General features: G+C 51.9%; 25 protein-coding genes and 1 riboswitch. Of the genes, 22 read left to right on the forward strand and 3 right to left on the reverse strand.

The window, feature by feature from the left end:
* Window positions 1–74: 74 nt before the first annotated feature.
* Both BN3279_RS10440 and BN3279_RS10445 read left to right on the forward strand, forming a co-directional pair.
* Window positions 75–1376: an ATP-binding protein gene (locus BN3279_RS10440; RefSeq protein ID WP_059050599.1), complete on the forward strand. Its 1302-nt coding sequence runs from the start codon at window positions 75–77 to the stop codon at window positions 1374–1376.
* A gap of 40 nt (window positions 1377–1416) precedes the next feature.
* Window positions 1417–2325, forward strand: a complete 909-nt coding sequence (locus BN3279_RS10445) for a response regulator (RefSeq protein ID WP_059050601.1) — start codon at window positions 1417–1419, stop codon at window positions 2323–2325.
* A gap of 32 nt (window positions 2326–2357) precedes the next feature.
* Here BN3279_RS10445 and BN3279_RS10450 read toward each other — a convergent pair whose 3' ends face one another.
* Window positions 2358–3482 (reverse strand): NADH-dependent flavin oxidoreductase, encoded by a 1125-nt coding sequence (locus tag BN3279_RS10450; protein ID WP_059050603.1) that lies wholly within the window; start codon window positions 3480–3482, stop codon window positions 2358–2360.
* Between the two features lie 105 nt (window positions 3483–3587).
* Window positions 3588–4157, reverse strand: a complete 570-nt coding sequence (locus BN3279_RS10455) for a TetR/AcrR family transcriptional regulator (RefSeq protein WP_059050604.1) — start codon at window positions 4155–4157, stop codon at window positions 3588–3590.
* A gap of 166 nt (window positions 4158–4323) precedes the next feature.
* Window positions 4324–4425: riboswitch (purine riboswitch) on the forward strand.
* Window positions 4426–4632: 207 nt separating this feature from the next.
* Here BN3279_RS10455 and purE point away from each other — a divergent pair.
* From purE to BN3279_RS10550, 19 genes are all read left to right on the forward strand, one after another.
* A complete protein-coding gene (gene purE / locus BN3279_RS10460) occupies window positions 4633–5130 on the forward strand; it encodes a 5-(carboxyamino)imidazole ribonucleotide mutase (protein WP_059050606.1) in 498 nt (165 codons plus the stop codon).
* The gene (gene purK / locus BN3279_RS10465; protein WP_059050608.1) at window positions 5127–6335 is read left to right on the forward strand and encodes a 5-(carboxyamino)imidazole ribonucleotide synthase; all 1209 of its coding nucleotides are present in this window, start codon (window positions 5127–5129) and stop codon (window positions 6333–6335) included. The genes purE and purK overlap by 4 nt, the downstream gene beginning before the upstream one ends.
* The gene (purB, locus tag BN3279_RS10470; protein ID WP_059050610.1) at window positions 6332–7627 is read left to right on the forward strand and encodes an adenylosuccinate lyase; all 1296 of its coding nucleotides are present in this window, start codon (window positions 6332–6334) and stop codon (window positions 7625–7627) included. The genes purK and purB overlap by 4 nt, the downstream gene beginning before the upstream one ends.
* A gap of 27 nt (window positions 7628–7654) precedes the next feature.
* Window positions 7655–8554 (forward strand): phosphoribosylaminoimidazolesuccinocarboxamide synthase, encoded by a 900-nt coding sequence (locus tag BN3279_RS10475; RefSeq protein WP_059050611.1) that lies wholly within the window; start codon window positions 7655–7657, stop codon window positions 8552–8554.
* Between the two features lie 82 nt (window positions 8555–8636).
* Window positions 8637–8882, forward strand: a complete 246-nt coding sequence (gene purS / locus BN3279_RS10480) for a phosphoribosylformylglycinamidine synthase subunit PurS (RefSeq protein ID WP_059050613.1) — start codon at window positions 8637–8639, stop codon at window positions 8880–8882.
* A gap of 4 nt (window positions 8883–8886) precedes the next feature.
* Window positions 8887–9576 (forward strand): phosphoribosylformylglycinamidine synthase subunit PurQ, encoded by a 690-nt coding sequence (purQ, locus tag BN3279_RS10485; RefSeq protein WP_059050615.1) that lies wholly within the window; start codon window positions 8887–8889, stop codon window positions 9574–9576.
* Window positions 9554–11797 carry a phosphoribosylformylglycinamidine synthase subunit PurL gene (purL, locus tag BN3279_RS10490; protein WP_059050618.1) on the forward strand — a complete coding sequence of 748 codons (2244 nt, stop codon included), beginning with the start codon at window positions 9554–9556 and terminating at the stop codon, window positions 11795–11797. Before purQ ends, purL begins: the two co-directional genes overlap by 23 nt.
* Window positions 11782–13260, forward strand: coding sequence for an amidophosphoribosyltransferase (gene purF, locus BN3279_RS10495; RefSeq protein WP_059050620.1), 1479 nt, complete (start codon window positions 11782–11784; stop codon window positions 13258–13260). Before purL ends, purF begins: the two co-directional genes overlap by 16 nt.
* A gap of 151 nt (window positions 13261–13411) precedes the next feature.
* On the forward strand, window positions 13412–14455 hold the full coding sequence (gene purM / locus BN3279_RS10500) for a phosphoribosylformylglycinamidine cyclo-ligase (RefSeq protein WP_059050622.1): 1044 nt from the start codon (window positions 13412–13414) through the stop codon (window positions 14453–14455).
* Window positions 14455–15075: a phosphoribosylglycinamide formyltransferase gene (gene purN / locus BN3279_RS10505; RefSeq protein ID WP_059050624.1), complete on the forward strand. Its 621-nt coding sequence runs from the start codon at window positions 14455–14457 to the stop codon at window positions 15073–15075. The genes purM and purN overlap by 1 nt, the downstream gene beginning before the upstream one ends.
* A 116-nt stretch (window positions 15076–15191) precedes the next feature.
* On the forward strand, window positions 15192–16739 hold the full coding sequence (purH, locus tag BN3279_RS10510) for a bifunctional phosphoribosylaminoimidazolecarboxamide formyltransferase/IMP cyclohydrolase (RefSeq protein WP_059050626.1): 1548 nt from the start codon (window positions 15192–15194) through the stop codon (window positions 16737–16739).
* An 864-nt stretch (window positions 16740–17603) separates the two neighbouring features.
* The gene (gene purD, locus BN3279_RS10515) at window positions 17604–18872 is read left to right on the forward strand and encodes a phosphoribosylamine--glycine ligase (RefSeq protein WP_059050627.1); all 1269 of its coding nucleotides are present in this window, start codon (window positions 17604–17606) and stop codon (window positions 18870–18872) included.
* A 235-nt stretch (window positions 18873–19107) separates the two neighbouring features.
* On the forward strand, window positions 19108–19284 hold the full coding sequence (locus tag BN3279_RS10520; protein ID WP_232436820.1) for a hypothetical protein: 177 nt from the start codon (window positions 19108–19110) through the stop codon (window positions 19282–19284).
* Window positions 19285–19481: 197 nt separating this feature from the next.
* On the forward strand, window positions 19482–20744 hold the full coding sequence (gene ilvA / locus BN3279_RS10525) for a threonine ammonia-lyase IlvA (protein WP_059050630.1): 1263 nt from the start codon (window positions 19482–19484) through the stop codon (window positions 20742–20744).
* Window positions 20745–20914: 170 nt separating this feature from the next.
* Complete coding sequence (locus BN3279_RS10530) at window positions 20915–21901, forward strand: ABC transporter ATP-binding protein (RefSeq protein ID WP_059050632.1); 987 nt, start codon at window positions 20915–20917, stop codon at window positions 21899–21901.
* Window positions 21894–22655: an ABC transporter permease gene (locus BN3279_RS10535; protein ID WP_059050635.1), complete on the forward strand. Its 762-nt coding sequence runs from the start codon at window positions 21894–21896 to the stop codon at window positions 22653–22655. Before BN3279_RS10530 ends, BN3279_RS10535 begins: the two co-directional genes overlap by 8 nt.
* An 82-nt stretch (window positions 22656–22737) precedes the next feature.
* Window positions 22738–23112 (forward strand): GntR family transcriptional regulator, encoded by a 375-nt coding sequence (locus BN3279_RS10540; RefSeq protein ID WP_059050637.1) that lies wholly within the window; start codon window positions 22738–22740, stop codon window positions 23110–23112.
* Window positions 23113–23128: 16 nt separating this feature from the next.
* The gene (locus BN3279_RS10545; protein WP_059050639.1) at window positions 23129–23827 is read left to right on the forward strand and encodes an ABC transporter ATP-binding protein; all 699 of its coding nucleotides are present in this window, start codon (window positions 23129–23131) and stop codon (window positions 23825–23827) included.
* Entirely contained in the window at window positions 23824–24579 is a 756-nt protein-coding gene (locus BN3279_RS10550) for a hypothetical protein (protein WP_059050641.1), read from the forward strand. The genes BN3279_RS10545 and BN3279_RS10550 overlap by 4 nt, the downstream gene beginning before the upstream one ends.
* Before the next feature lie 77 nt (window positions 24580–24656).
* Here the strand turns inward: BN3279_RS10550 and BN3279_RS10555 are convergent, their stop codons facing one another.
* Window positions 24657–25394: a hypothetical protein gene (locus BN3279_RS10555; protein ID WP_059050643.1), complete on the reverse strand. Its 738-nt coding sequence runs from the start codon at window positions 25392–25394 to the stop codon at window positions 24657–24659.
* Between the two features lie 186 nt (window positions 25395–25580).
* Here BN3279_RS10555 and BN3279_RS10560 point away from each other — a divergent pair, with 186 nt between their 5' ends.
* On the forward strand, window positions 25581–26405 hold the full coding sequence (locus BN3279_RS10560) for an alpha/beta hydrolase family protein (RefSeq protein ID WP_059050645.1): 825 nt from the start codon (window positions 25581–25583) through the stop codon (window positions 26403–26405).
* Window positions 26406–26442 lie beyond the last annotated feature (37 nt).

Here is a 26442-nt window from a genome sequence, read left to right on the forward strand (position 1 = left end):
GAAGGTATAGGCGATAACCCCGAAATATGGTACGATAATGGGCAACAATGAGTTAACGGAATGTGGTGAGGGCCGTGGGGGGCGCATTTTTAAAGTCCCGTTATGTGCAAATCGGTGTCGTTGCGCTTGGTACTGCGATTGCCGGAGAACTGAAGATTAATCCTTTTGCCGGTGATATCTTCCGGATTGGCCTGGGGAGTAGCGCGTTCTTGCTGTTCTTGCTGCTTATGCGGCGCCTTCCCTATGTAGCCACAGGAATCGTGACCGGTATTACGGTGTTGATGTTCCGCATGGGACTGGATTCGCTGCTGGACAATGGCCTAAATATTGTGGAAAGTCTAACGCGGCATTGCTCGGCGGGAATTTACTACATCGTGTTTGCATTGGGGATGAACGCCATCAAGCCGCGGCTGGACCGCTTCTACCCTCTCGCCTTGGGAGCGGTCATGGCCATCATCGATCTGTTGTCCAATGAAGCCGAGCTTCTGACCCGGCTGCTCGTCACCGGGACGACAACCTTTCAATTAAATGAATGGTCCTTCTTAATGGCGATTGCGATGCTTCGCACCTATTTTGTGACTGGCATTTATAGCAGTATCGCCGTTAGCCGGATGCGAATTATTCAACAGGAGCAGAACCGACGTATGGAGCAAATGCTTGGCTTTAGCTCTGGACTGTACGGTGAGGTGTTCTATTTGAAGAAGTCCATCGGTACGCTAGAGCAGGTGACTCTTCGCAGTTATGAGTTATACCGTGATTTGAAGGAGGATGACGGCGACGGGCCTGCTCATCAGGTGCTTGGCATCACCCAGCAAATCCATGAAGTGAAGAAGGATTCGCAACGTATTCTCGCCGGGCTTATCAAGCTGACTGATCAGGAGGTGCCGGGCGATATGTTGCTGTCAGGGCTGCTTCATTATACGGTCAAGAGCAATCAGCAGTATGCGGAAATGCTCGGCAAGAGTATCGTATTTACGCATAAGCTGATGTTCGATTACGCGACGGTGAATTATATTCCTCTACTTACACTGTTAAATAACCTGACAGCTAACGCGGTTGAGGCCATACAGGTTCAAGGGCAAATTCACTTGGAGGTTCGGGAGCAAGCGGGACTGACCTTGTTCATGGTGAGCGATAGCGGGAGCGGAATTCGTCAGGTGGACCGGGAACTGCTGTTCGAGCCGGGCTTTACAACCAAATTTGATGAAGAAGGTATTGCAGCCACGGGAATTGGTCTATCTCATGTGCGCGATATTGTGAAGCAGTTTGATGGGGTTATTTCTATAGGAAGAGCTCCAGGGCTAGGGGGCGCATTGTTTCAAATAAGAATATCGACGGATGCGCTCTGCAAATCCCAGGTACATATGCAGATTTGACGGCAGGAATGCCACTACCTCAATAGAGGAGGAGCCCATGATGTCTCTATCTTTCTGTATCGTAGATGATGATGCCGGTGCAAGAAGAATGCTGCAGCATATTATCGAGGACAGCGGCCTCGGCGAGGTAACCGGTGCGGCCGGTGACAGTCTGGAGGGGGTGCGGCAAATCTTGAGCGAAGCGCCCGATATCGTATTAATGGATTTGCTTATGCCGGATCAGGATGGTATCGAGGCCATTGATTCGCTGCGCGCTCAAGGCTGCAATTCCCGGTTTGTGATGATCTCGCAAATTGAGAACCAGGATATGGTGGGCCGGGCATATCGCAGTGGCATCGAGTTTTTTATCCGCAAGCCGATCAATCGGATCGAAGTGGAAACGGTGCTGCGAAAGGTAAATGAACGTTACGCGATGAGTCATTATTTGGACGAAATCAAGGCCAGTCTCAAGAAGCTGGAAGGTTTGCGAGATGTACGCCTTGTGCCTACGGGTAAACGGACGGTACGAGAAGCTATACAGCCTATCCTGATGAACATGGGATTAATCGGCGAGGCGGGTAGCCGGGACATGATCGCAATTATGGATTTGTTGCTCGAACGCGGGGATAACGGGAACCTGCCGCCGCTGAAGGAGTTATACTGCCAAGTAGCGTCGGCTTACAAGAGCAAGCCGGAGGACATCACTAAGGAAGTTAAGGCCATTGAGCAACGGCTAAGACGTGCTTTGACAGCCGGATTGTCCAATCTGGCATCGCTTGGCCTTACCGATTACGGCAACCCTCGCTTTGAATATTATGCGCCGCTGTATTTTGACTTTGAGGATGTACGGTTGAAGATGAAGGAGATCGAAGAGGAACGCGAGCCTAGCGGCAAAGTGAAGGTCAATATCAAGAAATTTTTGCAAGTGCTGTACATTGAGCTACAGGAGCAGATGGGAAGGGGCTCCTGAAGCGTATGACCTCAGGAGCCTGCCCCACGCATTTAATCCACGACTTGGAACCACCCCGGTACATTCATAATCATTGCCCATAGGCCATCCGGTATAGCAAGCTCCGCCTGGGCGGAGCGGGAGATGACCGTCTTGATCCGGTTCTCTTGGCCCCCTTGTACCAGTTCTGCCCAATTCGGATTCAATATCATGGCATGTCCAAGGGCGACGAGTGGAACCCCGGTATTCAGCGCTGCCAAGATATCTTCCGGCGTATATAGACCGCCTACCCCGATAACGGGAACACGTTCGCCCACATGGTTCTGAATCATCACGATTCTTGATGTAGCTGAATCGCTGCCCCCTCTTGGTCCTGCCCAGAAGCGGTCCACAGATACATGGATATAATCCAGATTCTGTTCGGCCAGTACGTCGAGGAATTGCAAGGTGTCTTGCATCGTAATGCCCGGCTTCTCATTCTCTTCGGGCGAGATGCGGTAGCCCACGGCGAAGGGAGAGGTGGCATAGGCGGCTACGGTGGCTTTCACCCGGCGAATGACTTCCAGCGGGAAGGCCATCCGTTTTGCCAGCGTACCGCCCCATTGGTCTTCTCTGCGATTAGCATGAGGGGAGAAGAATTGCTGAAGGAGAAAGCCGTTGGCCCCATGAATTTCAACGCCGTCAAACCCGGCTTCAATAGCTCGGCGTACCGCCTCGGCAAAGTCATCTAACACGTTGTTAATGTCCTCATCGGTCATGGCTTGAGGGAGGGGCGAACCGGGTCTTGCGGCAGCGATGGCGCTTGGAGCTATTACCCGGCCTTCCGGAACAAGCGCTGAGGGGCTTAGTCGTCCGCCATGATAAAGCTGAACAATCGCTTTGGTCCCTGAAGTCTGTATAGCGGTGGCCAACTGCTTCAATCCAGGCAACAGATGGTCCCCATCGATGGCAAAGCCATTAGGGGTCATTTTACCATTGGCTGAGACAAGTGCGCTGGAGGTGATCACAGCTCCCAGGCCTTGCGCCCGAGTTCCGTAATAATTCAATTCCTCTTCGGTTACTTCCCCGTTGCTACCGGATGAAGCGATCGTCATGGGGGCCATCATAATACGATTGTTAAGGGACACGCCTGAAGGCAGATGATACGGCGAGAATATAGGCTGATTAACTTCTTTCATGAAGGTCTTCCTCTTTTCTTTTTTTAATATTGTAGTGAGGTCGAATATTACGGACTGATCGGTCCGAAAAATACAGCAGAAAAACGGGTGGAATTGCCCATCTGCTTATTCTACCATCTCAAAAATAACGCTCACAGCGTCCTCGACACGGGAAAGGTCAGATTGGGCCCGCACCATAACGTTGATGCCTTGCAGGGAAACTGTGAGAAACCGGGCCAGCTTCAGCGATTCCAGCGGCGTCCGCAAGGAACCGTTGCGCTTCCCGCGTTCAATTGCTTGCAGAAAAGCATTCTCCACGTCTGCAAAATCACTCTCTACCATGCCCTGAAGCTGGGTATCATGGGGCGCCAACTCAATGGCCTCATTAGATGTCATGCAGCCCAGCGAGGCTTTCTTATCATCCAGCAAGGCCCGGAAGGCTGCGCGGATTCCCTGGGGAACATCATCGGTGCTCAAGCATTGATGCAACCCGGATAGCCGCTCGTCCCGGTAGAGCTGGAAGGCACGGATGAACAAATCGTGCTTGTTGCCAAACGTTTCGTACAAGCTACTCTTGCTTAACCCGGTAGCGTGAAGAATGTCGTTTAAGGAAGAAGCCTCGTATCCTTTGCTCCAGAACAACTCCATAGCCTTACGCAATACCTCGATTTCCTCAAAAGCGCGGGGACGAACCATCTACATCACCTCCTGGAGTCACTATACACCATTTCGGACCTATCAGTCCACAATAAATTCTCTTCTTGTTCAAAAGCGAACATTCGTATTTTACATTCATTTAATGTTCGTGTTTGAGTTGACATAAAGGGGGAGCGATTGGTACACTAGGGGAGAAAAGGCGGTTCGCCGCCGAACATAATGAACTCGTATAATGCCGGGAATAAGGCCTGGAAGTATCTACCCGAGAACCGTAAATTCTTGGACTACGAGCGAATACGGATCGAAGTAAGCCTGGGCCCCAAATGCACCGGGCTTTGCGTTGCCACGCGGTTTTTGTCTACTGGTGGCGCACATGTTCCGTGTTCCTTCGAAGGTCCGGAATGGATGGAGAGTACTTGCTATTTTCCAGGGAGTTCCGGACCTTTTTAACGCCCTGGTGATTACTTATAATGAATGTGTGAATGTCTATTATTTATAGAAAGTGGGTTGAAGCATGACAGCACAGGTTGCCGTAATTATGGGCAGCAAGTCGGATTGGGAGACAATGTCCCACGCTTGCGCCATTTTGGAGGAACTGAGCATACCCTACGAGAAAAATGTCGTATCTGCGCATCGCACGCCAGATCTAATGTTTGAGTTCGCGGAGCAAGCTGCAAGTCGTGGAATCAAGATCATTATTGCCGGTGCCGGGGGCGCTGCCCACCTGCCAGGGATGGTCGCGGCGAAGACGACGCTTCCCGTGATTGGTGTGCCGGTGAAATCGGCGGCATTAAGTGGAATGGACTCCCTGTTGTCCATCGTGCAGATGCCCGGCGGTATCCCTGTGGCGACGGTGGCCATCGGTAAGGCGGGAGCCATTAACGCCGGTTTGCTGGCGGCTCAAATACTTGGCGTATTTGATGCTAATTTGATGGCTCGTGTCGAGCAGCGCCGAGATCGGATCAGAGATGAGGCGCTCAGCAGTAGTGCCGAACTGGGAGCGGTCGAATGAGTGGGAATACGTTGGACCAAGCTAGCGGTAGCGGCGGCACACCTGTGATTGGCCCGGGAGGGACGATCGGAATATTGGGCGGAGGGCAGCTTGGCCGAATGATGGCGCTGGCAGGCAGCAATATGGGGTATCGCTTCGTAACGCTGGACCCGACACCGGATGCTCCGTGTGGTCAGGTTGCCGAGCAGATTGTAGCCCGCTACGACGACCAGACCGCAGCCCGGGGGCTCGCGCAGCGCTCGGATGTAATTACGTATGAATTTGAGAACGTAGATGCCAAAGTCGCTGCTTTGCTGGAGGAAACTTCACTTGTGCCGCAAGGCAGTCGGCTGCTCTATACGACGCAGCATCGGCTGCGTGAGAAGCGGGCTGTTGAGGCGGCCGGGGTCAAGGTAGCACCTTACGAGGAAATCAGCAGCGAGCAGGAATTGCGCTCTGCGGTGGAACGTTTGGGTCTCCCCGCTGTGCTTAAGACAGCGACCGGTGGTTATGACGGCAAGGGACAGTGGGTACTTCGCTCGGCAGAGGATATTGCACCTGCTTATGAAGAATTGAGCCGTGCGGGTACAGAGCTAGTGTTGGAACAATTTGTTCCTTTCGTCAAGGAGCTGTCTGTCATTGCGGCGCGTAGCCCTCGTGGCGAGGTGAGCACCTTTCCGGTGGCGGAGAATATTCACCAGGACAACATTTTGCATATTTCTATCGTTCCCGCACGGATTGAAGATGATGTGAAGCGCAGAGCTGAGGAACTGGCGGCACGAATTGCTGAAGGCATGGAAGCAGCGGGATTGCTGGCTGTTGAAATGTTCCTGACAGCGGATGGGGAACTGTTCGTGAACGAACTGGCCCCACGTCCCCACAACTCTGGTCATTATACGATGGAAGCCTGCACCACCTCACAATTCGAGCAGCATATACGGGCCATTTGCAATTTGCCGCTGGGCCGCGCCGAGTTATTGACCCCTGTGGTGATGGTCAATGTACTAGGCGAGCATCTGGAGGCCGTTCGTACGGCGATGGCAAACGGACAGTGGCTTTCTATAGAAGGTGAGCAGCCTGTGGTTGTACCGAAGGTCCATTTATACGGAAAGAGCGGAGCCGCACCTAAACGCAAAATGGGCCACATCAACCTGCTTTGCCATGAGGTGGAGGACGGGCTTCAATGGATTGAGCAAACCAAAATTTGGAGGAATGAACACAAATGATCGAACGCTACAGCAGACCGGAAATGAGAGCGATCTGGACCGAAGAGAACAAATTCAAAGCGTGGCTGGAAGTAGAGCTTTGCGCTTGCGAGGCTTGGGCCGAGCTTGGCGTCATTCCGAAGGAGGATGCAGCGCTGCTGCGGCAGAACGCTTCCTTCGATATCGACCGGATTTACGAGATTGAGCAGGAGACACGTCATGACGTGATCGCCTTCACCCGTGCGGTATCCGAAAGCCTGGGCGCAGAACGGAAATGGGTGCATTACGGTTTGACTTCAACAGACGTGGTCGATACGGCGCTAGGTTATTTGCTGAAGCAGGCCAATGAAATTTTGGAGAAGGATATTGTCAATTTCATTGAAATTTTGAAGGAAAAGGCACTCGCCTACAAGGATACACCGATGATGGGTCGCACGCATGGCGTGCATGCCGAGCCAACTACATTTGGCCTGAAAATGGCCTTGTGGCATGAGGAAATGAAGCGAAATCTGGAACGGTTCCGTCATGCGGCAGACAATGTGCAATATGGTAAAATTTCCGGCGCGGTGGGGACGTATGCCAACATTGATCCGTCCGTAGAAGAGTTCGTGTGCGAGAAACTGGGTACGAAGGCAGCTCCGATCTCGACGCAGACGCTTCAACGCGATCGTCATGCGGAGTACATGGGTACGCTGGCGCTCGTCGCCACTTCGCTGGACAAGTTCGCGACGGAGGTACGCGCCTTGCAGAAGAGCGAATTCCGCGAGGTGGAAGAAGCTTTCGCTAAGGGGCAAAAGGGTTCCTCGGCCATGCCGCATAAGCGCAATCCAATCGGCAGCGAGAACATCTCTGGCTTGTCTCGCGTCATTCGCGGACATATGTTGTCCGCTTATGAGAACGTAACGCTGTGGCATGAACGTGATATTTCCCATTCCTCGGTAGAACGGGTTATTTTGCCAGATGCGACCATGCTGCTGAACTACATGTTGAACCGCTTCGGCAACATTGTGAAGAATCTGACCGTATTCCCGGAAAATATGAAGCGCAATATGGGCCGGACATTCGGCGTGCCATTCTCGGGCCGTGTGCTGACAATGCTGATCGATAAGGGCTTCAGCCGTGAGCAGGCCTATGACACCGTGCAGCCACGGGCGATGCAGGCATGGGAGACCCAGCGTCAGTTCCGCGAGATTATTGAAGAGACGCCAGAGATTACCAGCGTGCTTAGCAAGGAAGAGATTGAGGATGCCTTTAATCCGGCTTGGCATCTGAAGCATGTAGATACCATTTTCCGCAAGCTTGGATTGGAATAGGCAATAACTTGGAGGGGGAGCGACAACATGCCAGTATCGGCAATTTCTACGGCAGCGGAGATGATTCAGGCCCCACTGCTGTACAAAGGCAAGGTTCGGGAGCTTTATGATTTAGGGGAGCATTTCCTGATCGTGGTGACGGATCGCATCTCGGCATTCGACTACGTGCTTGACCCGGCGGTGCCGGACAAGGGAAATGTACTGAATCGTCTGAGCGCATTCTGGTTCGAGAAGACGAAGCAGGTACTGGATAATCATGTGATTCATACCGATGTGGAGCGGCTGGGTGAAGTGATCCCGGCTGAGCACCGCGAGGCGCTGAAGAACCGGATCATGGTCACACGCAAGGCGGAACGCATTGATATTGAATGCGTCGTGCGCGGTTACGTGACTGGCGGGGGCTGGCGACAATATGAGCAAAGTGGCGAGATCAACGGCATTCGGTTGCCGGAAGGTCTGCGCAAGAACGCCAAGCTGGCTGAGCCGATCTTCACTCCAGCAGCTAAGAATGATGTGGGACATGATGAGGATATCTCCTTCGAGGCCATGGCGGCACAGGTTGGCGAGGAATTGGCCGAGCAGTTGCGCAGCCGGAGCCTGGAGATGTACGCTTTCGCCCGGGATTATTGTGAGGAACGTGGCATTATCCTGGCCGACTGCAAGCTGGAGTTCGGGCTAGTGGACGGCAAGCTGATTTTGATCGATGAAATTTTTACCCCTGATGCCTCACGCTTCTGGGCCAAAGAGAATTATGCGCTGGATATTGAGATTGACAGCATGGATAAAGAGCCTGTACGCGCCTATCTGTCCGGCACAGACTGGGACAAGAACAGCGCGCCTGACCCGCTTCCGGCGCAGGTTGTAGAGGAAACGACCCGGCGTTACCGTGATATTTACCAAAGGTTGACCGGTAGTGAGCTTTCGTAAGCATGATTCGGTAAAACAGCATTCATTTGATTGATAAAAATATGGACGTGAAGTCCACACCTTTAGGAGGAATACGAGGAACATGATAAAAGCGAGCGTATATGTCACGATCAAGCAAAGCGTACTTGACCCACAAGGGGTTGCCGTTCAGGGGGCGCTTCATTCCATGGGGTTCAAGGAAGTCGATAGTGTCCGCATCGGCAAATATATGGAATTGGTGCTCGATACCCATGATCGCGCTGAGGCGGAAGCCCGCGTCAAAGCTATGTGCGAGAAGCTGTTAGCTAACACCGTAGTTGAAGATTACCGCTTTGAATTGGAGGGCTAATTCCATGAAATTTGCAGTTCTCGTATTTCCCGGTTCCAACTGTGACATCGACTGCTACAAAGCGGTTGAAGATGGCCTTGGAGAATCCGTTGATTACGTGTGGCATACGGCTACTGATCTGTCAGCTTACGATTGCATTATCGTTCCCGGAGGCTTCTCCTATGGTGATTACCTGCGGTGCGGGGCGATTTCCCGCTTTGCTCCAGTGATGAACGAAGTCGCCAAAGCGGCGGAGCAAGGTAAATATGTGCTTGGCATTTGTAACGGATTTCAAATTTTGACGGAGGCTGGCCTGCTGCCAGGAACTTTGCGTCGCAATATGTCGCTGAAATTCCGCTGTCATGATACCGTCCTGCGCGTCGACAATAACGAAAATCCGTTCACCTCGCTCTACGCGGCAGGCGAAGAGATTACGATTCCAATTGCGCATGGAGAAGGTAACTATTACTGTGACGAGGCTACCTTGGCTGAGTTGCAGCAAAATAAACAAATTATTTTCCGTTATACAGATAATCCGAACGGCTCGGTGGACAATATCGCCGGGATTTCCAATCAGCGTGGTAACGTGGTGGGCATGATGCCTCACCCGGAGCGTGCGATAGATGCGGTACTTGGTTCGGTGGATGGCAAGAAAATGTTTACATCTATTTTGAAGGCTTGGAGGGATCGGCATGAGTCAGCAAGTGTCCGCTAAGGAACCGAATCCGGAGCAAATCGCGGAGCAGCAAATTTACAAACAAATGGGCGTGTCCGACAGTGAATACGAGCTGATCTGTGGATTCCTGGGACGTAAGCCGAACTATACGGAAATCGGCGTATTTAGCGTCATGTGGTCTGAGCATTGCGCTTATAAAAATTCCAAGCCGCTGCTGCGTCGCTTCCCGACCAGCGGCCCTCGCGTTTTGATGGGACCGGGTGAAGGTGCAGGGATCGTAGATATTGGCGACAACCAGGCGGTTGTGTTCAAGATCGAAAGCCACAATCACCCCTCTGCGGTCGAGCCTTACCAAGGCGCAGCTACGGGCGTGGGCGGCATTATCCGCGATATTTTCTCCATGGGCTCCAGACCGATTGCGGTGCTTAATTCCTTGCGCTTTGGCAAGCTGGAGAGCGACCGGGTCAAATATTTGTTTGAGCATGTTGTGTCCGGGATTGCGGGCTATGGTAACTGTATCGGGATTCCGACCGTCGGCGGCGAAGTCGTGTTTGATGAGAGCTATGACGGCAATCCATTGGTGAATGCGATGTGTGTTGGCTTGATTGATCATGACAAGATTCAACGCGGCGTTGCCAAGGGCGTAGGGAATCCGGTGTTCTATGTTGGACCACCAACTGGACGGGATGGTATTCACGGCGCGACCTTTGCTTCCGAGGAACTGACGGAGGAATCCGAAGCGAGACGGACGGCGGTGCAGGTTGGTGATCCATTCATGGAGAAGCTGGTTATGGAAGCTTGTCTAGAACTGATTGATACCGGCATCGTGCTGGGAATTCAGGATATGGGCGCCGCTGGCTTGACCTGCTCCAGTGCCGAAATGGCGAGCAAAGCGGGCAACGGTCTGGAGTTGTACCTGGATGAAGTGCCACAACGCGAGGAAGGCATGACGGCTTACGAAATGATGTTGTCCGAGTCTCAGGAACGCATGTTGTTCGTCGTGGAGCCAAAGGATGAGGCGCAGGCCCGGGAAATATTCGAACGGTGGGGCGTCATTTGTGCCAAGGTGGGTAAAGTAACGGACGATGGTCGTCTGAAGCTGTATCATCACGGGGAAGTTGTTGGCGATATGCCGGTTACGGCGTTGGTTGACGAGTGCCCGATCTACGATAAGCCATCGGCTGTTCCTGCTTATTACGAGCAAAATGCGAATGTGGACACGCTTCGCTATGACGAGGTGAAGGATCTGGGCGCAGCTCTGGATCAAGTGTTGGCTTCGCCTACCGTAGCAAGCAAGGCTTGGGTCTACAACCAATACGACTATATGGTACGGACCAGCACGGCGGTACGCCCAGGCTCTGACGCAGCGGTGGTGACCATCCATGGTACGCGTAAGGCACTGGCGATGACAACCGACTGTAACGGACGATTCGTATATCTTGATCCAGAGGTGGGCGGCCGGATCGCGGTCAGCGAAGCAGCACGCAACATTGTCTGCTCCGGCGCCGAACCATTGGCGATTACGGATAACCTGAACTTCGGCAGCCCAGAGAAGCCGGATATTTTCTGGCAGATGGAACGCTCCGTAGATGGGATGGCGGAAGCCTGCCGCGAGCTTGAGACGCCGGTGATCGGCGGTAACGTGAGCTTGTACAATGAGAACGCCCAAGGTGCTATTTATCCAACCCCGGTAGTGGGCATGGTAGGCCTTGTGCATGATACGGATCATATTACAACCCAAGGCTTCAAGGCGGAGGGAGATGTTGTCTTCCTGCTTGGCGACACGAAGGCCGAGCTTGGTGGCAGCGAATTCCAATCTGTCATTCATGGCCTGGTGGAAGGCCGTCCGCCGCAGCTTGACCTGGCGGTTGAGAAGAAGCTGCTCGGCGCGGTACTGGAAGCTATTCAAAGCGGACTGGTTCGCTCCGCTCACGACTTGTCGGACGGAGGGCTGGGCGTAGCCTTGGCCGAATCCTGTATCAGCGGGAACCTGGGCGCGAAGGTTGAACTGGCCAGCGAGCTTCGGACGGATGTCTTCTTGTTCAGCGAATCGCAATCGCGCATTCTGCTGTCAGCAGCACCGGAGCAGGCGGATGCCTTGCAACAGTTGATCGAGGGCAAGGGGGTTCCTGTAACTCGCATCGGTAACGTTGGCGGTACCGAATTGAACGTGTCTGTGAATGGAACGGCGGCTCTGAGTCGGCCGGTAGAGCAGTTGAAACGCACCTGGGAGGATGTCATTCCATGTCTGATGAAGTAATGCCGCAAGGGCTATGGACAGGAGATTACTATAATGAAGGAGCGGGTCGCATCGACCCGTTCGATACCTTGCGCGAGGAGTGCGGCGTATTCGGCGTGTTCGGTCATGCCGAAGCCGCTTCGCTCTCGTATTACGGGCTTCATGCCTTGCAGCATCGCGGGGAAGAGAGCGCCGGGATTTGTGTTGCCGGCGGTGAAGACTTCAACTATCACCGCAGCATGGGGCTGGTGAAGGAGGTCTTCGACCGCGATAAGCTTGCTTCACTGAAGGGCGACCGCTCCATTGGTCATGTGCGCTACTCCACGAGCGGAGATAGCAAGCTGACCAATGCGCAGCCGCTGATCTTCAAGTACCGGGACGGCGATTTGGCCGTGGCGACCAACGGGAACATCGTGAATGCGCCGAAGATTCGCCGCGAGTTGGAGCAAAGCGGTTCGATTTTTCAAACGACCAGCGATACCGAGGTGATTGCGCATTTAATCGCCCGTTCCTCCAAGGACTTCGTTGCGGCAGCGAAGGATGCGCTCAGCCAGCTTGTAGGGGGCTTTGCCTTCCTGCTGTTGACCAACGATAAGCTGATCGCTGCCAGTGACCCGAACGGGTTGCGGCCGCTGGTGATGGGACGGCTGGGCGACGCCTATCTGTTCTCGTCCGAGACCTGTGCGTTCGAGGTGGTTGGCGCGGAGACGATCCGGGAGATTCAGCCAGGCGAAATGCTGGTGCTCGACCGGGATGGTATGCATGAGGAGCGGTATGCCCCGGCAGGGCGCAAGGCGCTTTGCGCGATGGAGTATATCTATTTTGCCCGCCCGGATAGTGATATGAACGGGTCGAACCTGCATGCCAGCCGCAAGCGGATGGGCCAGGTTATGGCGCAGGAATCCTTCGTGGATGCAGACGTTGTGACCGGGGTGCCGGATTCCAGTATCTCGGCTGCCATTGGTTATGCGGAGCAGACCCGAATTCCGTATGAGATGGGCTTGATCAAAAATAAGTATACCGGCCGCACATTCATTCAGCCTAGCCAGGAGCTCCGTGAGCAAGGGGTCAAGATGAAGCTGAGCGCTGTGCGCAAGGTGGTCGAGGGCAAGCGCGTCGTGATGATCGACGATTCTATCGTTCGCGGCACGACCTCACGCCGGATTGTGAACCTGCTGCGTGAAGCGGGCGCGACGGAGGTACATGTGCGTATTACATCTCCACCTTTTAAGAATCCATGCTTTTACGGAATTGACACCCCCAATCGTGATGAACTGATTGCATCCTATAAGTCGATTGAGGAGATTTGCCAGGAGATTCATGCCGATTCCCTGGAATTCCTGAGTCCCAAAGGCCTGATTCAGGCTGTGGATGGTGGGAACGCGGGAGACTACAAGGGTGGCTTATGCATGGCTTGCTTCGACAATGATTACCCGACCCAAACGGATTTTGACGGGGAAGAGAAGTTCGGCTGTACTTGCTGATCGTGTGGGAATTCGACTTATTTTACGACATGAAGTATTTTGTTGATTTTTGGTAAATTTGATAATGTGTGCACAAGGTAAATAGTGTTAATGTAGCATGAAGCAAATTTTGAAGAGCTATGAAAATGAATCTAAGGAGTGTGTCCCTCTCGTGTCAGAAGCATACAAGAAGGCCGGTGTCGATATCGCAGCCGGGAATGAAGCGGTTGAACGGATGAAAAAACACGTCAAACGGACGTTTCGTCCGGAGGTTATGACGGATTTAGGCGGTTTTGGCGCTTTGTTCGGCTTGAACAAGGATAAATATGCGGAGCCTGTGCTTGTGTCCGGAACGGACGGCGTAGGCACGAAGCTAAAGCTTGCCTTTGCGATGGACAAGCATGATACGATCGGCATCGACGCGGTTGCAATGTGCGTTAATGACGTCGTGGTGCAAGGTGCGGAGCCGTTGTTCTTCCTGGATTATCTGGCTTGCGACAAGGTGGTTCCTGAGAAGATCGAGGCGATTGTTGCCGGTATCGCGGAGGGATGTCACCAGTCCGGTTGTGCGCTGATCGGTGGCGAAACAGCCGAGATGCCAGGCATGTACAGCGAAGGGGAATACGATATAGCCGGCTTTACCGTTGGGGTTGTTGACAAGAGTAAGATCATCAACGGCAGTTCCATCAAGCCTGGGGATACGGTAATTGGCCTAGCTTCCAGCGGCGTGCACAGTAACGGCTTCTCGCTGGTACGCAAGCTGCTGCTTGAGGAAGCAGGTTATGATCTGCATGACAAGCTGGACGCGCTTGATGGACAGGTGCTGGGGGAAGTGCTGTTGACGCCTACGAAGCTGTATGTGAAGCCGGTGCTGTCGCTGCTGGAGCAGGTAGACGTGAAGGGCATGGCTCATATTACCGGCGGTGGATTCATTGAGAACATTCCGCGTGTGTTGCCGGAAAATGTCAATGTTGAAGTGGCCTATGGCTCATGGCCGATCTTGCCGATCTTTGATGTATTGCAACAGCAAGGTAACGTCAGCAATCGCGATATGTTTACGACATTTAACATGGGCATCGGGTTGGTCATTGTCGTTGCTGAAGAGCAAGCGGAAGCTGCGGCTGAAGCGTTGCGCGCTGCAGGCGAGACACCATATGTCATCGGCCGGGTTACTGAAGGCAGTCGTGAGGTTACGTTCTCTGGAGCAGACGTATAATGGCACAAGGTTACCGGATTGCCGTGTTCGCTTCAGGACAAGGCAGTAATTTTCAAAATTTGCTTGATGCTTCGCGGGCAGGAGGTTTGGCTGCGGAGATTGTATTGTTGGTATGTGATAAGCCCCAGGCCCCTGTGGTCGAGCGGGCGCGCCAGGCAGGGGTTGAATGCTTCTTGTTCGACCCGAAGGCGTACGCGCGGCGGGAGGATTACGAAGCCGAAATTGCTGAGAAGCTAAACGGCTTGCAGGTCGATTTGATCGTGCTGGCCGGGTACATGAGGCTGCTGACTCCCGTGTTGGTGGAAGCCTATGCTGGCAGAATGATCAATATTCATCCCTCTTTATTGCCTGCTTTTCCTGGCAAAAATGCGATAGGGCAGGCTCTGGATTATGGAGTTAAGGTAACGGGCGCTACCGTACATCTGGTCGATGGGGGCATGGATACGGGCGCAGTAGTTGCCCAAACGGTGGTGAAGGTTAAGGCAGAGGATACGCTGGCGTCGCTGGAAGCCAAAATCCATGCTGCTGAGCAGGAATTATATCCGCAGGTTGTGTCGTGGTTTGCGGAAGGCCGTATTCGTGTGGAGGGCCGGAAGGTTAAGGTATTGCCTGCCCCATAGTGGGCGGGGTGTAAATGGACTGCATATGGCATAAGTTGTCGCCACAAACGTTCAGGGTTTCGATATTTCCCGAGAAATATCGGGCAAGATTCGCCAAATAAAGGAGGAGCCGATAAGTGAGTATAAAGAGAGCGCTCGTAAGCGTGTCGGATAAAACAGGTATCGTAGACTTTTGCCGTGAGCTGTCGCAGTTGGGAGTGGAAATCATCTCGACCGGCGGTACGAAAAACCTTTTGTCGAAGGAAGGGGTTCCTGTTATCGGCATTTCGGAAGTTACCGGATTCCCGGAAATTCTGGATGGACGGGTCAAAACATTGCATCCGGCAGTTCACAGCGGATTGCTGGCCGTGCGTGACAGTAGTGAGCATCAGGCACAAATGAAGGAACTCGGTCTGGATTATATCGACTTGGTGGTCGTGAATCTGTATCCGTTCCAAGAGACGATTGCCAAGCCTGACGTGGCCTATGAGGATGCTATCGAGAATATTGATATCGGCGGACCCACGATGTTACGTTCAGCAGCGAAAAATCATGCCTTCGTTAGTGTGGTTGTTGATGCGGCTGATTATGGCACTGTGCTGGAGGAAGTTCGTGCAGGTGGAGATACGACGCTAGATACGCGTAAGCGGCTAGCTGCCAAAGTGTTCCGTCATACGGCTTCTTACGATGCTCTGATCTCCGATTACTTGTCTAATGTGAACGGCGATCCTTTGCCTGAACGCTACACGGTGACTTATGAGAAAATTCAGGATTTGCGTTACGGCGAGAACCCGCATCAGAAGGCAGCCTTCTACCGTAAGCCACTGGCGGGTGCAGATACTTTAACCCAAGCCGAGCAGTTGCACGGCAAGGAACTATCCTACAACAATATTAATGATGCGAATGCAGCGCTGCAAATCGTTAAAGAATTTGAGGAGCCTGCTGTAGTAGCGGTCAAGCATATGAATCCTTGCGGCGTTGGTGTAGGTTCCAGTGTGCTGGAGGCTTACCAGAAGGCTTATGCAGCCGACCCTGTCTCGATCTTCGGCGGCATTGTAGCGGCCAACCGGATTATTGATGCCGATACCGCGCTGTTGCTGAAAGAAATTTTCCTGGAGATTGTGCTGGCGCCAGGCTTTACTGAGGAAGCTTTGGAGATTTTGACCCAGAAGAAAAATATTCGTCTGCTGAAACTGGGTGGACTGGAGCTGGGCGCGAGCCGGAGCAGCCAGTTCGTTGTGACCTCTATTGATGGGGGCATGGTGGTTCAGGAGAGCGATGTTCATACATTGCAGGAGTCAGACATTACGGTAGTAACGGACCGCAAGCCAACGGAAGCGGAACTGAAGCAGTTGCTGTTCGGCTGGAAGGTTGTTAAGCACGTGAAATCCAATGCGATTGTGCTCGCTAAGGATGACATGACCATCGGCGTGGGTGCCGGGCAAATGAACCGCGTAGGTGCGGCGAAAATCGCCATCGAGCAAGCCGCGGAACAAGCCAAGGGGAGCATTCTGGCATCCGATGCATTCTTCCCGATGGGCGATACGCTGGAATTTGCCGCCAAGGCTGGCATTACGGCGGTTATTCAGCCAGGCGGCTCCGTGAGAGACGAAGAGTCGATCAAGGTAGCCAACGAGCATGGCATCGCCATGGTCTTTACCGGCGTACGCCACTTCAAGCACTAGAAGGCCAAGCCAAACGGCAGACCGCTGCGGCGGCCTGCCGTTTTTCGGCTGAAATTCTGGAGGTCCGGCGCGTGGTGCTTCGGCGTGTGTGCTCTGTCGCATGATGGTAGGGGCGTGTGTGCTCCGCCGCATGATGTGGGTGGGACAATCGGCTGCGGAACATTTACGGGCTGCGAAACATGTAGGGGAGTGTAACACCTAGGTGCTAGGAGCGCGGAACTATATGGGCTGCGAAGTAGTGTTAGTTGAGGTGGCTGGAGGAAGAGTTAAAGGCTTGGCTTACGTATGATTGGCTGATGGAGCATAAGAGTTAAGTGTTTAGCTAGGTGTAAAGCCAGGAGTGACTGAAGAGAGTAGATGAGGTAAGTAGCGGGGAATTAACTTGAAACAGTTTATGAAGTAGCTTGAGTGTGGCGGAATGTTGCTAATTGATCGTAGGCGTGATGAGCGTGCTCATTAGTGGGAAAACCTCCAGCTAATTTGCTGATATTGGCCAAATAAGCTGAATTAGCTGGAAATCCTCCTGTTAATTCGTGCAAAAAAGGCAGTATCGGCCGTTTAACCCCGAATTAGAGGGAGAAATTCCCGCTAAATATGGGTAGTGAGCAAATGGAGTTAAATTAGCAGGAGAAATTCCCGCTAATTTGCTACTTCCCCCAATTACGCCCAGGCCACATTCACTCCTCAAGCTGCGTTTTCACGTAACTAGTTCTCCCATCAAACTCACAATTCACACTTTACATTAACTAGTAGCTAAAGGCTAACAGTCAGCAGCTACTTGTACACGAACGATAAATTTTACTTTTCGCGGTTAAACGTTAAAGGAAACACCTAAGCAAGTTTAGTTGAGTGAGGAGGAGACGTATGGATATTTTGGTGATTGGCGGGGGCGGTCGTGAACATGCGATTTGTTGGAGCTTGGCGAAGAGCCCCAAGGCCGATAAAATTTATTGCGCGCCGGGGAACGCTGGCATTGGACAAATTGCTGAAATGGTACCGCTTCAGGTGCATGAGTTCGAGAAGTTAGCAGCTTTTGCCGAGGAGAAGAAGGTGGGCCTGGTGGTGGTTGGCCCGGATGATCCGCTGGCAGACGGGATTGTTGATGTGTTCGAAGCCAAGCAAATTCCCGTGTTTGGACCACGCAAAAATGCGGCTGAAATCGAGGGCAGCAAGACGTTCATGAAGGATTTGTTGCATAAATACGGCATTCCAACGGCTGCTTACCAGAAGTTCGACAATTACGAGCAAGCGCTGGAGTATTTGCGAAGTCAAGCCGTGCCGATTGTGATCAAGGCAGACGGACTGGCGGCAGGCAAGGGTGTAACCGTGGCTTTTTCAATTGAAGAGGCGGAAGCCGCTTTGAAAAATATCATGGTGGACAAAGTATTTGGCGCTTCCGGAAGTCAGGTCGTCATCGAGGAATTTCTGGAGGGCCAGGAAATGTCGATTTTGGCATTTGTAGACGGCGAGACTGTACGCCCGATGTCCGCAGCGCAAGATCATAAGCAGGTCTATGATGGTGACAAGGGACCCAATACCGGTGGAATGGGAACATATTCGCCATTGCCACATATCGCAGATCGCATTATTCAGGAAGCGGTGGAGACTATTATCAAGCCTACCGCTAAAGCGATGGTGGCCGAGGGTCGGCCGTTCCGTGGTGTTCTGTTTGCCGGGCTGATGATCACCCCGGATGGTAAGCCAAAGACGATTGAGTTCAATGCTCGCTTCGGTGATCCGGAGACGCAGGTGGTATTGCCAAGACTCAAGAGTGATTTGCTCGATATTTTCCTGGCGGCGGTTAACGGGACATTGGACCAAATTGATATCGAGTGGAGCGAAGAAGCGGCAGTCTGCGTCGTACTGGCGTCCGGTGGCTATCCAGCTTCCTATCCAAAGGGCTTGCCCATTCAAGGGCTGGGCAAGGTGCCTTCGGAGGCGTTGGTATTCCATGCTGGAACAGCCAAGAATGATACTGGCGAATGGGTCACAAACGGCGGTCGTGTACTGGGCGTTGTTGGCTTGGGCAGCTCTATTTCGGAAGCCCGGGACAAGGCTTATGCCGCGGCTAAACAGATCGAATTTGATGGGAAACACAGCCGGACCGATATTGCGGCAAAAGCGCTCATTTAAAAGCGAGGAAAAAAAATCAACGTAGCATGCTGTAAGCACGTAGGTGGTACGCTAATGAACTGGGTGCCATGACAGACACCGTTTAATTGTTATAACAAGCACGCAGTCCCTTCCCCCAAGCAGTTCACCCTCCTAAACTCGGATAAACATCCAGGATAGGGAGATACTACGCGGGAGGAGGCGATCTATAGTGAGCGATAAAATGAAGGAAATGCTGCCCGTCTCGCGCGAAAAAGTGGAAACGGACGGTGTTTATCGGGACGAGACGGGTCGCGAGGAATCGCTGCAGAAGGGCGACGAATTCCCGACCGATCCGGTCTATGGTACGGTAGAGTGGGAGCTGACGGAATTGGCTCGAGAGACCACCTCCGAGGGTCACACGGATGATCGCTTGATACCCAAGAAGGACTAGCCCGTCTATTCATTTGCAGTTGCATCTGCCTCTCCATGTCTGGCCTCGGGCCGGGTGGGGAGGCATTCATTTTTTGTGCCAAACCGTGCAACTTCCCTATTGTTTAGCACAATTTTAGATAAATAGCTTGAACCGAAGGCGGTTTCAGGTGTACTTTTATAAGCATGAGAGATATAACCCAAAGTGAGGAGAAAGTCATGAACCAGGCGGAGAGACAAACGGTGGGCATGGAGGATATCGTCAAGGCGCACCATGTACTTAAAGAAGTTGTGGTTAGAACTCCGTTGCAGCTCGATGCGACGTTATCGTCTAAATATGAGTGCAACGTTTATTTAAAGCGGGAAGACCTGCAAGTAGTCCGGTCATTCAAAATTCGCGGGGCCTACAATATGATTCGCAGCCTGCAACCGGAGGATTGGGAGAAGGGGATCGTGTGCGCCAGTGCCGGGAACCACGCTCAAGGCGTAGCCTTCTCTTGCAATGCGCTTGGCATACAAGGCAAGATTTATATGCCTAGCACGACACCTAATCAGAAGGTGAAGCAAGTCAAACGCTTTGGCGGTTCCCATGTGGAAGTGGTCCTCATCGGGGATACTTATGATGATGCTTACGCTGAAGCTATGAAGGCCTGTAGCGAAAATGGCATGACCTTTATCCATCCCTTCGATGATCCGAAGATCGTAGCGGGTAACGGGACAATCGGGATGGAGATTATGGAGAGTCTGACCTCACCGGCAGATTATGTGTTCGTCACCATTGGCGGGGGCGGGCTGGTCTCGGGAGTGGGCACCTATCTCAAAACGGTGAGCCCGACGACCCAAATCATTGGTGTAGAGCCTGCAGGAGCGGCGTCTATGATCGCTTCACTCAAGCAGAAGAAGGTCGTCACCTTGGAGTCCATCGACAAGTTCGTTGACGGTGCGGCGGTCAAGCGGGTGGGGGATCTCAACTTCGAGATTTGTTCGACGATGCTGGATGATGTCGTTCGTGTGCCGGAAGGAAAGGCGTGCACGACGATCCTGGAACTGTACAATGACAGTGCAATTGTTGTGGAGCCCGCAGGGGCGCTGCCGGTGTCGGCGCTGGACATGTACCGGGAGCAAATTCGTGGCAAGACGGTCGTTTGTGTGATTAGCGGTGGCAATAACGATATTGACCGAATGCAGGAAATGAAGGAACGTTCCTTGATTTATGAAGGACTCAAGCATTATTTCCTGATTAACTTTCCGCAACGGGCAGGAGCTCTCCGTGAATTTCTCGAAGAGGTGCTTGGGCCGAACGATGACATTACGCGGTTTGAATATACCAAGAAGCATAACAAGGAGAATGGTCCGGCGCTGGTTGGCATTGAGCTAAGCGATAAAGCCGATTATGAGGCGCTGGTGGAACGCATGGTATCCAAGGGTATTGCCTATACCGAACTGAACCGGGACTTGAATTTATTCAACTTGTTAATCTGACAAATAAATAGAAACATGTTGTAGCGGGCGAAGTGGATTCGGCCTTTACATGAACATTGTGAAGTTGTTCCTTAGGGGCAGCTTCTTTTTTTTCTGAATGACACTTTACAACATCAAATTACTAGTGTACTATTTAACTATAACACCGACACGATAGAGGAGTGAACCAAATGATCGCAGAAGAGCAGGTGCTTACACAGACCACGGATACGGCTCATAAGTCAGGCGAGGTTGTATTGTCCGTTAAGCAAGCGACCAAGAAAATGGGTAATAAGACGATTGTAGATACATTGTCCTTTGATCTTCGTCAGGGGGAAATCGTAGGGCTGCTTGGACCTAACGGAGCAGGGAAAACAACGACCATTCGTATGATTGTTGGGCTCATTGGCATGACAGCAGGAGACGTTGTGGTCAAGGGGACCAGCATACGTCAAGATTTTGCTAAAGCGATTGCCGAAATCGGGGGAATTATCGAGAACCCCGAGTTCTATCCGTATATGACCGGGAATGACAACCTCAAGCAATACCAGCGAATGAGTGGAGGCATCGACGAGGCAAGATTGCAGGAGGTTACTCGATTGGTGGGGCTGGAACATGCCATCCACAAGCGGGTTAAGACTTATTCGCTGGGTATGCGTCAACGGCTTGGCATCGCACAGGCGCTGCTGCATAAGCCGTCCATTCTTATCCTCGATGAGCCAACCAACGGGCTGGACCCGGCGGGGATCCGGGAGATGCGCGATTATTTGAAGCAGATTGCGAGCGAGCAAGGGATTGCCGTACTCGTCTCTAGCCATCTGCTGTCGGAGATGGAACTGATGTGCAGCCGGGTTGTCGTGATTCAGGAGGGGAAATTCGTCACGGAACGTGCTTTGGGTGCAGCCGTGGGAGAACCCGATGCTATGCGGGTGAACATTATCCTGCGCGTTGATGATACCGAACGGGCCAAGGCGCAGTTGGTACAAATGGAGGATATCCGATTGCTCGGACTAAGTGCCGAACGTGGGCAGATTACGATTTCGGTACACGACAGCGATATTCCGGATATCGTTAACAGATTTGGCAATGAGGGCATCCGACTGTACCGGATCGAAGAAGTGAAGTCGTCGCTGGAGGATGAATTCTTGAAATGGACGGGAGGCAAACAGCATGTCTAGCATGATGGGATTGGTGACCAACGAATGGTTGAAAATGTTCAAGAAGCGCAGCTTCTTCGTGGCTTATGCGCTGATTGCGGCCGCGATTGCTCTAATGCTGTACGTTTTGCACGCTTTTTCTTCGCCAGGACAGGGCATGTTCCTGCCTAATATTATGACGATGGTGTTGTCCAAGAACGGCATCGGCCAAATGGTGGTCGTGCTTGCGATTGTGGGCATCGCCGGAAGCGTAGCTAAGGAACATAGCCTTGGAACTATCAAGCTGCTGCTGATTCGTTCACAGACTCGCAGTAGCATTCTGACATCAAAGTACATCACGGTGCTGTTGTATACGCTGACGCTCTGCCTGTTTGCTTTTGTATGCGGCTGGATTGGCGGTGGCATGGTGTTTGGTTTTGACATTCAAGGCCATACCTTTGGCGGATTTCTGGAATCGATGCTCTATCTGTGGATTTATGCGGTGGTGTACGCTACGCTCAGCTTCCTGGTTGGTATTCTTACCCGTTCGACCGGGGCAACCATCGGAATTGGCATGTTCCTGTTAATGATGGAATCACTGATAGTCACTTTGTTATCCAGATACGATATTGTTAAATATCTGATCTTCACCAATGCGGATCTATCGGTGTACGTGAATGGCAATCCGCCATTTGAAGGCATGAGCTTGGCCTTTTCGTCCACAGTGATTGCTGCTTATCTGATTTTGTTTCTTGCGGCCGGATTTATTGTATTCCAGAAAAGAGATGTTGCGTAATGACAAATGAAGCTGCTCTTAACTGCGGGCATATGCCCGCTCGCAGTTATGCGGCATACGGCGGAAAGGAGCACACGGAATCATGAGCATTGAATTTGATAATAACTTGCCAATATATTTGCAAATCATGAATTATTTAAAGCGCGAAATTGTAACGGGCAAACTGAAGGCTGGAGACAAGATTCCTTCGGTACGTGAGCTTGCAGCAGACCTGCAAATTAATCCGAATACCGTGCAACGGACTTTTCAGGAATTGGAGCGTGAAGCTGTTGTGGAAACAAAACGTGGACTGGGCCGATATGTGACGAATGAAGAAGGGAAAATTATGAGTATCAAAAAGGAAATGGCGGGAGAGTTGCTGGACCGTTTTATCGGTGGCATGCAGGAGCTTGGCTTCTCCAGTCAGGATATCGCTACGATTGTTAGTGAAGCAGTGAAGACGGAAGAACCGCAGTAGAGAGGAGAACCGAACAATGAACCCATTATTGGAAGTGCATGAAGTCTCAAAGACTTACGGGGGTAAAATAGCGCTGCATCAGGTTTCATTTAACCTGAGCCCAGGCAAGATTATCGGACTGCTTGGTACGAACGGCAGCGGGAAAAGCACATTAATGAAGGCGACTGCTGGGCTAATCCACCCCACACAGGGGCAAATCAAGGTGACCGGAATACCGGTGGGCGTGGAGACGAGATCGCTAGTATCCTTCATGCCGGACCGCCCGCTTACGGAGTCGTGGATGAAGGTACGTGATGCCATCAGCTTTTATCGGGATTTCTACTCCGACTTTGACCAGCAGAAGGCCCGGATGATGCTCGATTTCATGGGACTCCGCGAGAGTGATCGAATCAGTGCCTTGTCCAAAGGGATGAATGAACGGTTGCAATTGACCCTGACGTTATCGAGAAATGCCAGATTGTATCTGCTTGATGAGCCGATTGGCGGCGTAGACCCTGTAGCCAGGGGGAAAATACTGGATGCAATTGTAGAATTCTATAATGAGGATGCAAGTCTTGTTATTTCTACACATTTGGTGCGGGACATTGAGCGGATCTTTGACGAAGTCATCTTTATTCGTGACGGAGAGATCGTGATGCAGGAGGAAGTGGAGAGCCTGCGGATCAAATATGGCAAGAGCGTTGACGACATGTTCAAAGAGGTGTTTGCAGAATGATGAAGCTATTGAAATACGAATGGAAACGGAATGCCAATACCCTGCTGAGTGTATTCTTCGTACTCATTGTTGCCCAGATTGCAGTTGCTACCGTAGGTCATTATCGGAACTGGATGGACGCTGCGATCGTAACGTTGGCCATCATGATTTATGTTGCGGCAGCGATGATTATGATTGTTACGGTCTCCAAGACATTTGGCTACAATATCAGGGCCTATCATCGGCGTTTGCTGCCGGTTCATCCGGTATGGGCGATACTTTCGCCCCTTCTGTTAAGTTGGCTCGTTCTCATCGTGCTTCTAGGGATTATTGCTATTCATGGCGGACTGTATATTCAGTTCTTAGGATATCCGCTTGGATTGGATCAACCGATGAGTTCGCTGGCTATAGGGGATTGGTTGTTGGTTGTCGGGCAAATTGCATGGTTATATACGCTATTAATTGTGATGGTGTTTGTCTCGATGCTTATCGGGGCCAGTGTAAGCATTCGGGGGAAATTGGGAACCTGGGTATCCATTCTTGCATTCTTCATCGTTCAGTACGTGATATCCTGGGTGGAAAATCTGTTCTTCAAAGACATAGATACTTCAGCCTTCATGTTCGGTGTCTTTGAAGCAGAATCCGGGTCAGTAACCGTTGAGACCGGAGGCTTCAACTTCCTGGCCTGGGGGCCATTCCTCTTCGAGCTTAGTGTCGTCTGTTTGTTTGTCTGGCTGATGAGCTATTTACTGAAGAGACGAGTGGAAATTTAAATAGAGGCGTAAAGCCCCGCAGGAGATGCGCTAGTAGGCGCAAGGATTCCAGCGGGGCTTAACCATTTGTAATAAGGTTATACACGGTGCCGGAGGCGAATGAAGAAGAATTGTCCCACCAGACCGACAGCAAAGATGATAAGACTGTCCCATGGCGATACGGTAAACGATGGCGTGACCTTGTTGAGTAGTGCCCCGATGAAAATGACGGCAACCGCAATCCCGATGTAGAGGCCAAAGGAGCGGAGATTGAAGCTGCGGGCAGAGGGATAGCGGGGCGTACTGGCTGTAGCTGTAGTTCCCACAACATCGGAGCCCCTTGACTGCTCTGTCCTGCCGGGATTAGCCAGGAACCGCGTAACCAATTCAATAAGCACGATGGACAGGCCGGCCATAATGAGTAGCGAAGAGCTGCTAATGACGGTGTATTCCATACCGCCATCAAACCATTTGCTGAAGAAGCCGGTGATCATATAAATAAAGAAGACCCAGGTCAAAGCGATCCAAGGGATCATCGTATAATATCTAATCTTGGCTCCTAGCGTACGGGGCTTCCCCCTTTGCATATCATCAGTTAATTGTTCGCAGTAGGCGATCGGGTCGTCTCCAAACAGATCTGCTGCGGATACTCCCTTACCTTGGCTATGAACCACTTGCCGAGCAAGATCAAGCAGTAGCGCCTCGCCTTTTACTGCGCTCAAGGGATTGGTTTCAGAGTGAATAAATTCGATCATGTTATTAAAATAAGCCTGATTATCCGGATTCATTTGCCGGTAAAGCGGCTTCCATTCACCGGTTAACTTCTGCGCATTCATGAATAAGGCGTCTCCTTCCGGTCTGATTATCCCTCGTAGTATACTGCAAGTTTTGCCTTGTCTGCAAGGAGCCAATTGACACCTGGCGGGCGGCAGTGATAAGATAAATCCATAAATCATATTAAACTTATCGGAATTAAGAGTATAAAGTTCCTGCCAAGGAACGGGACAGGGGGAAGCGCCGGTATGGAAAGACAAATTATTATCAAGCACGGAAGTGAGGAAATTGCGGCCAGTATCCACTATCCTGCTCAGAGCAAGCAGGAGGGACGCTGCCACCGTGCACCACTTACCATTATCTGCCACGGATTTGTAGGCAACCGTATCGGTGTAGACCGGTTATTTCTCAAGACGGCCCGGGAATTGGCTGCGGATGGATACCTTGTGCTGCGCTTTGATTATCTGGGCTGCGGAGAGAGCAGCGGTAACTATGGAGAGCACGGCGTAGAGTCGCTGATTGCCCAGACCAGGGCTGTACTCGATTATGGGTTGGGGGCGTTTGATATCGATCCTACCCAGGTGTCCCTGATTGGGCATAGTCTGGGGGGAGCCATTGCCTTGCTGACGGCAATTCGCGATCGTCGGGTTAAGAATCTGGTTCTGTGGGCATCTGTAGGGTATCCTTACAGTGATATTGTGAAGATCACGGGTCGAGAGGTCTATGACCGGGCAGTGAAGCAAGGCAGCGCTGATTATTTAGGCTATGGGCTGACCAAAGCTTATTTCAATTCTCTGGGAGAATTCCAGCCGTTTCAGGAGGCTTCCAAATTTACAGGAGATGTGCTTGTCGTTCATGGCACCTCGGATGATGACATCCCGGCAGATTATGCTTTCTTGTATCAGAAGGTATTCTGGTTGCGCCCGGAAGGCCGCTGCGACAAGGAAATCATCTTCCAGGCAAATCATACCTTCTCCACCGGAGAGCACCAGCAGCAATTAATCCGCAAGACCAAAGATTGGTTGGGTGGTCTGGAGGCGGCCCAAGCCGAATGGCAGAACTGGATGATTTAGAAGAATCCCCTACCTACATCATATGAAAGTGGTAAAA

The sequence above is a fragment of the Paenibacillus senegalimassiliensis genome (assembly GCF_001486585.1).
GTDB lineage: Bacteria > Bacillota > Bacilli > Paenibacillales > Paenibacillaceae > Fontibacillus > Fontibacillus senegalimassiliensis.

What these genes read in the sequence shown, in the direction of transcription:
- BN3279_RS10540 (WP_059050637.1), top strand. Translation starts at nt 22,738, where the DNA reads ATGAGCATTGAATTTGATAATAACTTGCCAATATATTTGCAAATCATG.
- BN3279_RS10455 (WP_059050604.1), bottom strand. Translation starts at nt 4,157, where the DNA reads ATGGTTCGTCCCCGCGCTTTTGAGGAAATCGAGGTATTGCGTAAGGCT.
- BN3279_RS10560 (WP_059050645.1), top strand. Translation starts at nt 25,581, where the DNA reads ATGGAAAGACAAATTATTATCAAGCACGGAAGTGAGGAAATTGCGGCC.
- purL (WP_059050618.1), top strand. Translation starts at nt 9,554, where the DNA reads ATGAGTCAGCAAGTGTCCGCTAAGGAACCGAATCCGGAGCAAATCGCG.
- BN3279_RS10535 (WP_059050635.1), top strand. Translation starts at nt 21,894, where the DNA reads ATGTCTAGCATGATGGGATTGGTGACCAACGAATGGTTGAAAATGTTC.
- BN3279_RS10530 (WP_059050632.1), top strand. Translation starts at nt 20,915, where the DNA reads ATGATCGCAGAAGAGCAGGTGCTTACACAGACCACGGATACGGCTCAT.
- ilvA (WP_059050630.1), top strand. Translation starts at nt 19,482, where the DNA reads ATGAACCAGGCGGAGAGACAAACGGTGGGCATGGAGGATATCGTCAAG.
- purE (WP_059050606.1), top strand. Translation starts at nt 4,633, where the DNA reads ATGACAGCACAGGTTGCCGTAATTATGGGCAGCAAGTCGGATTGGGAG.
- BN3279_RS10555 (WP_059050643.1), bottom strand. Translation starts at nt 25,394, where the DNA reads ATGAATGCGCAGAAGTTAACCGGTGAATGGAAGCCGCTTTACCGGCAA.
- BN3279_RS10445 (WP_059050601.1), top strand. Translation starts at nt 1,417, where the DNA reads ATGTCTCTATCTTTCTGTATCGTAGATGATGATGCCGGTGCAAGAAGA.
- BN3279_RS10450 (WP_059050603.1), bottom strand. Translation starts at nt 3,482, where the DNA reads ATGAAAGAAGTTAATCAGCCTATATTCTCGCCGTATCATCTGCCTTCA.
- purD (WP_059050627.1), top strand. Translation starts at nt 17,604, where the DNA reads ATGGATATTTTGGTGATTGGCGGGGGCGGTCGTGAACATGCGATTTGT.
- BN3279_RS10545 (WP_059050639.1), top strand. Translation starts at nt 23,129, where the DNA reads ATGAACCCATTATTGGAAGTGCATGAAGTCTCAAAGACTTACGGGGGT.
- purK (WP_059050608.1), top strand. Translation starts at nt 5,127, where the DNA reads ATGAGTGGGAATACGTTGGACCAAGCTAGCGGTAGCGGCGGCACACCT.
- purF (WP_059050620.1), top strand. Translation starts at nt 11,782, where the DNA reads ATGTCTGATGAAGTAATGCCGCAAGGGCTATGGACAGGAGATTACTAT.
- purB (WP_059050610.1), top strand. Translation starts at nt 6,332, where the DNA reads ATGATCGAACGCTACAGCAGACCGGAAATGAGAGCGATCTGGACCGAA.
- BN3279_RS10550 (WP_059050641.1), top strand. Translation starts at nt 23,824, where the DNA reads ATGATGAAGCTATTGAAATACGAATGGAAACGGAATGCCAATACCCTG.
- purN (WP_059050624.1), top strand. Translation starts at nt 14,455, where the DNA reads ATGGCACAAGGTTACCGGATTGCCGTGTTCGCTTCAGGACAAGGCAGT.
- purS (WP_059050613.1), top strand. Translation starts at nt 8,637, where the DNA reads ATGATAAAAGCGAGCGTATATGTCACGATCAAGCAAAGCGTACTTGAC.
- purQ (WP_059050615.1), top strand. Translation starts at nt 8,887, where the DNA reads ATGAAATTTGCAGTTCTCGTATTTCCCGGTTCCAACTGTGACATCGAC.
- BN3279_RS10475 (WP_059050611.1), top strand. Translation starts at nt 7,655, where the DNA reads ATGCCAGTATCGGCAATTTCTACGGCAGCGGAGATGATTCAGGCCCCA.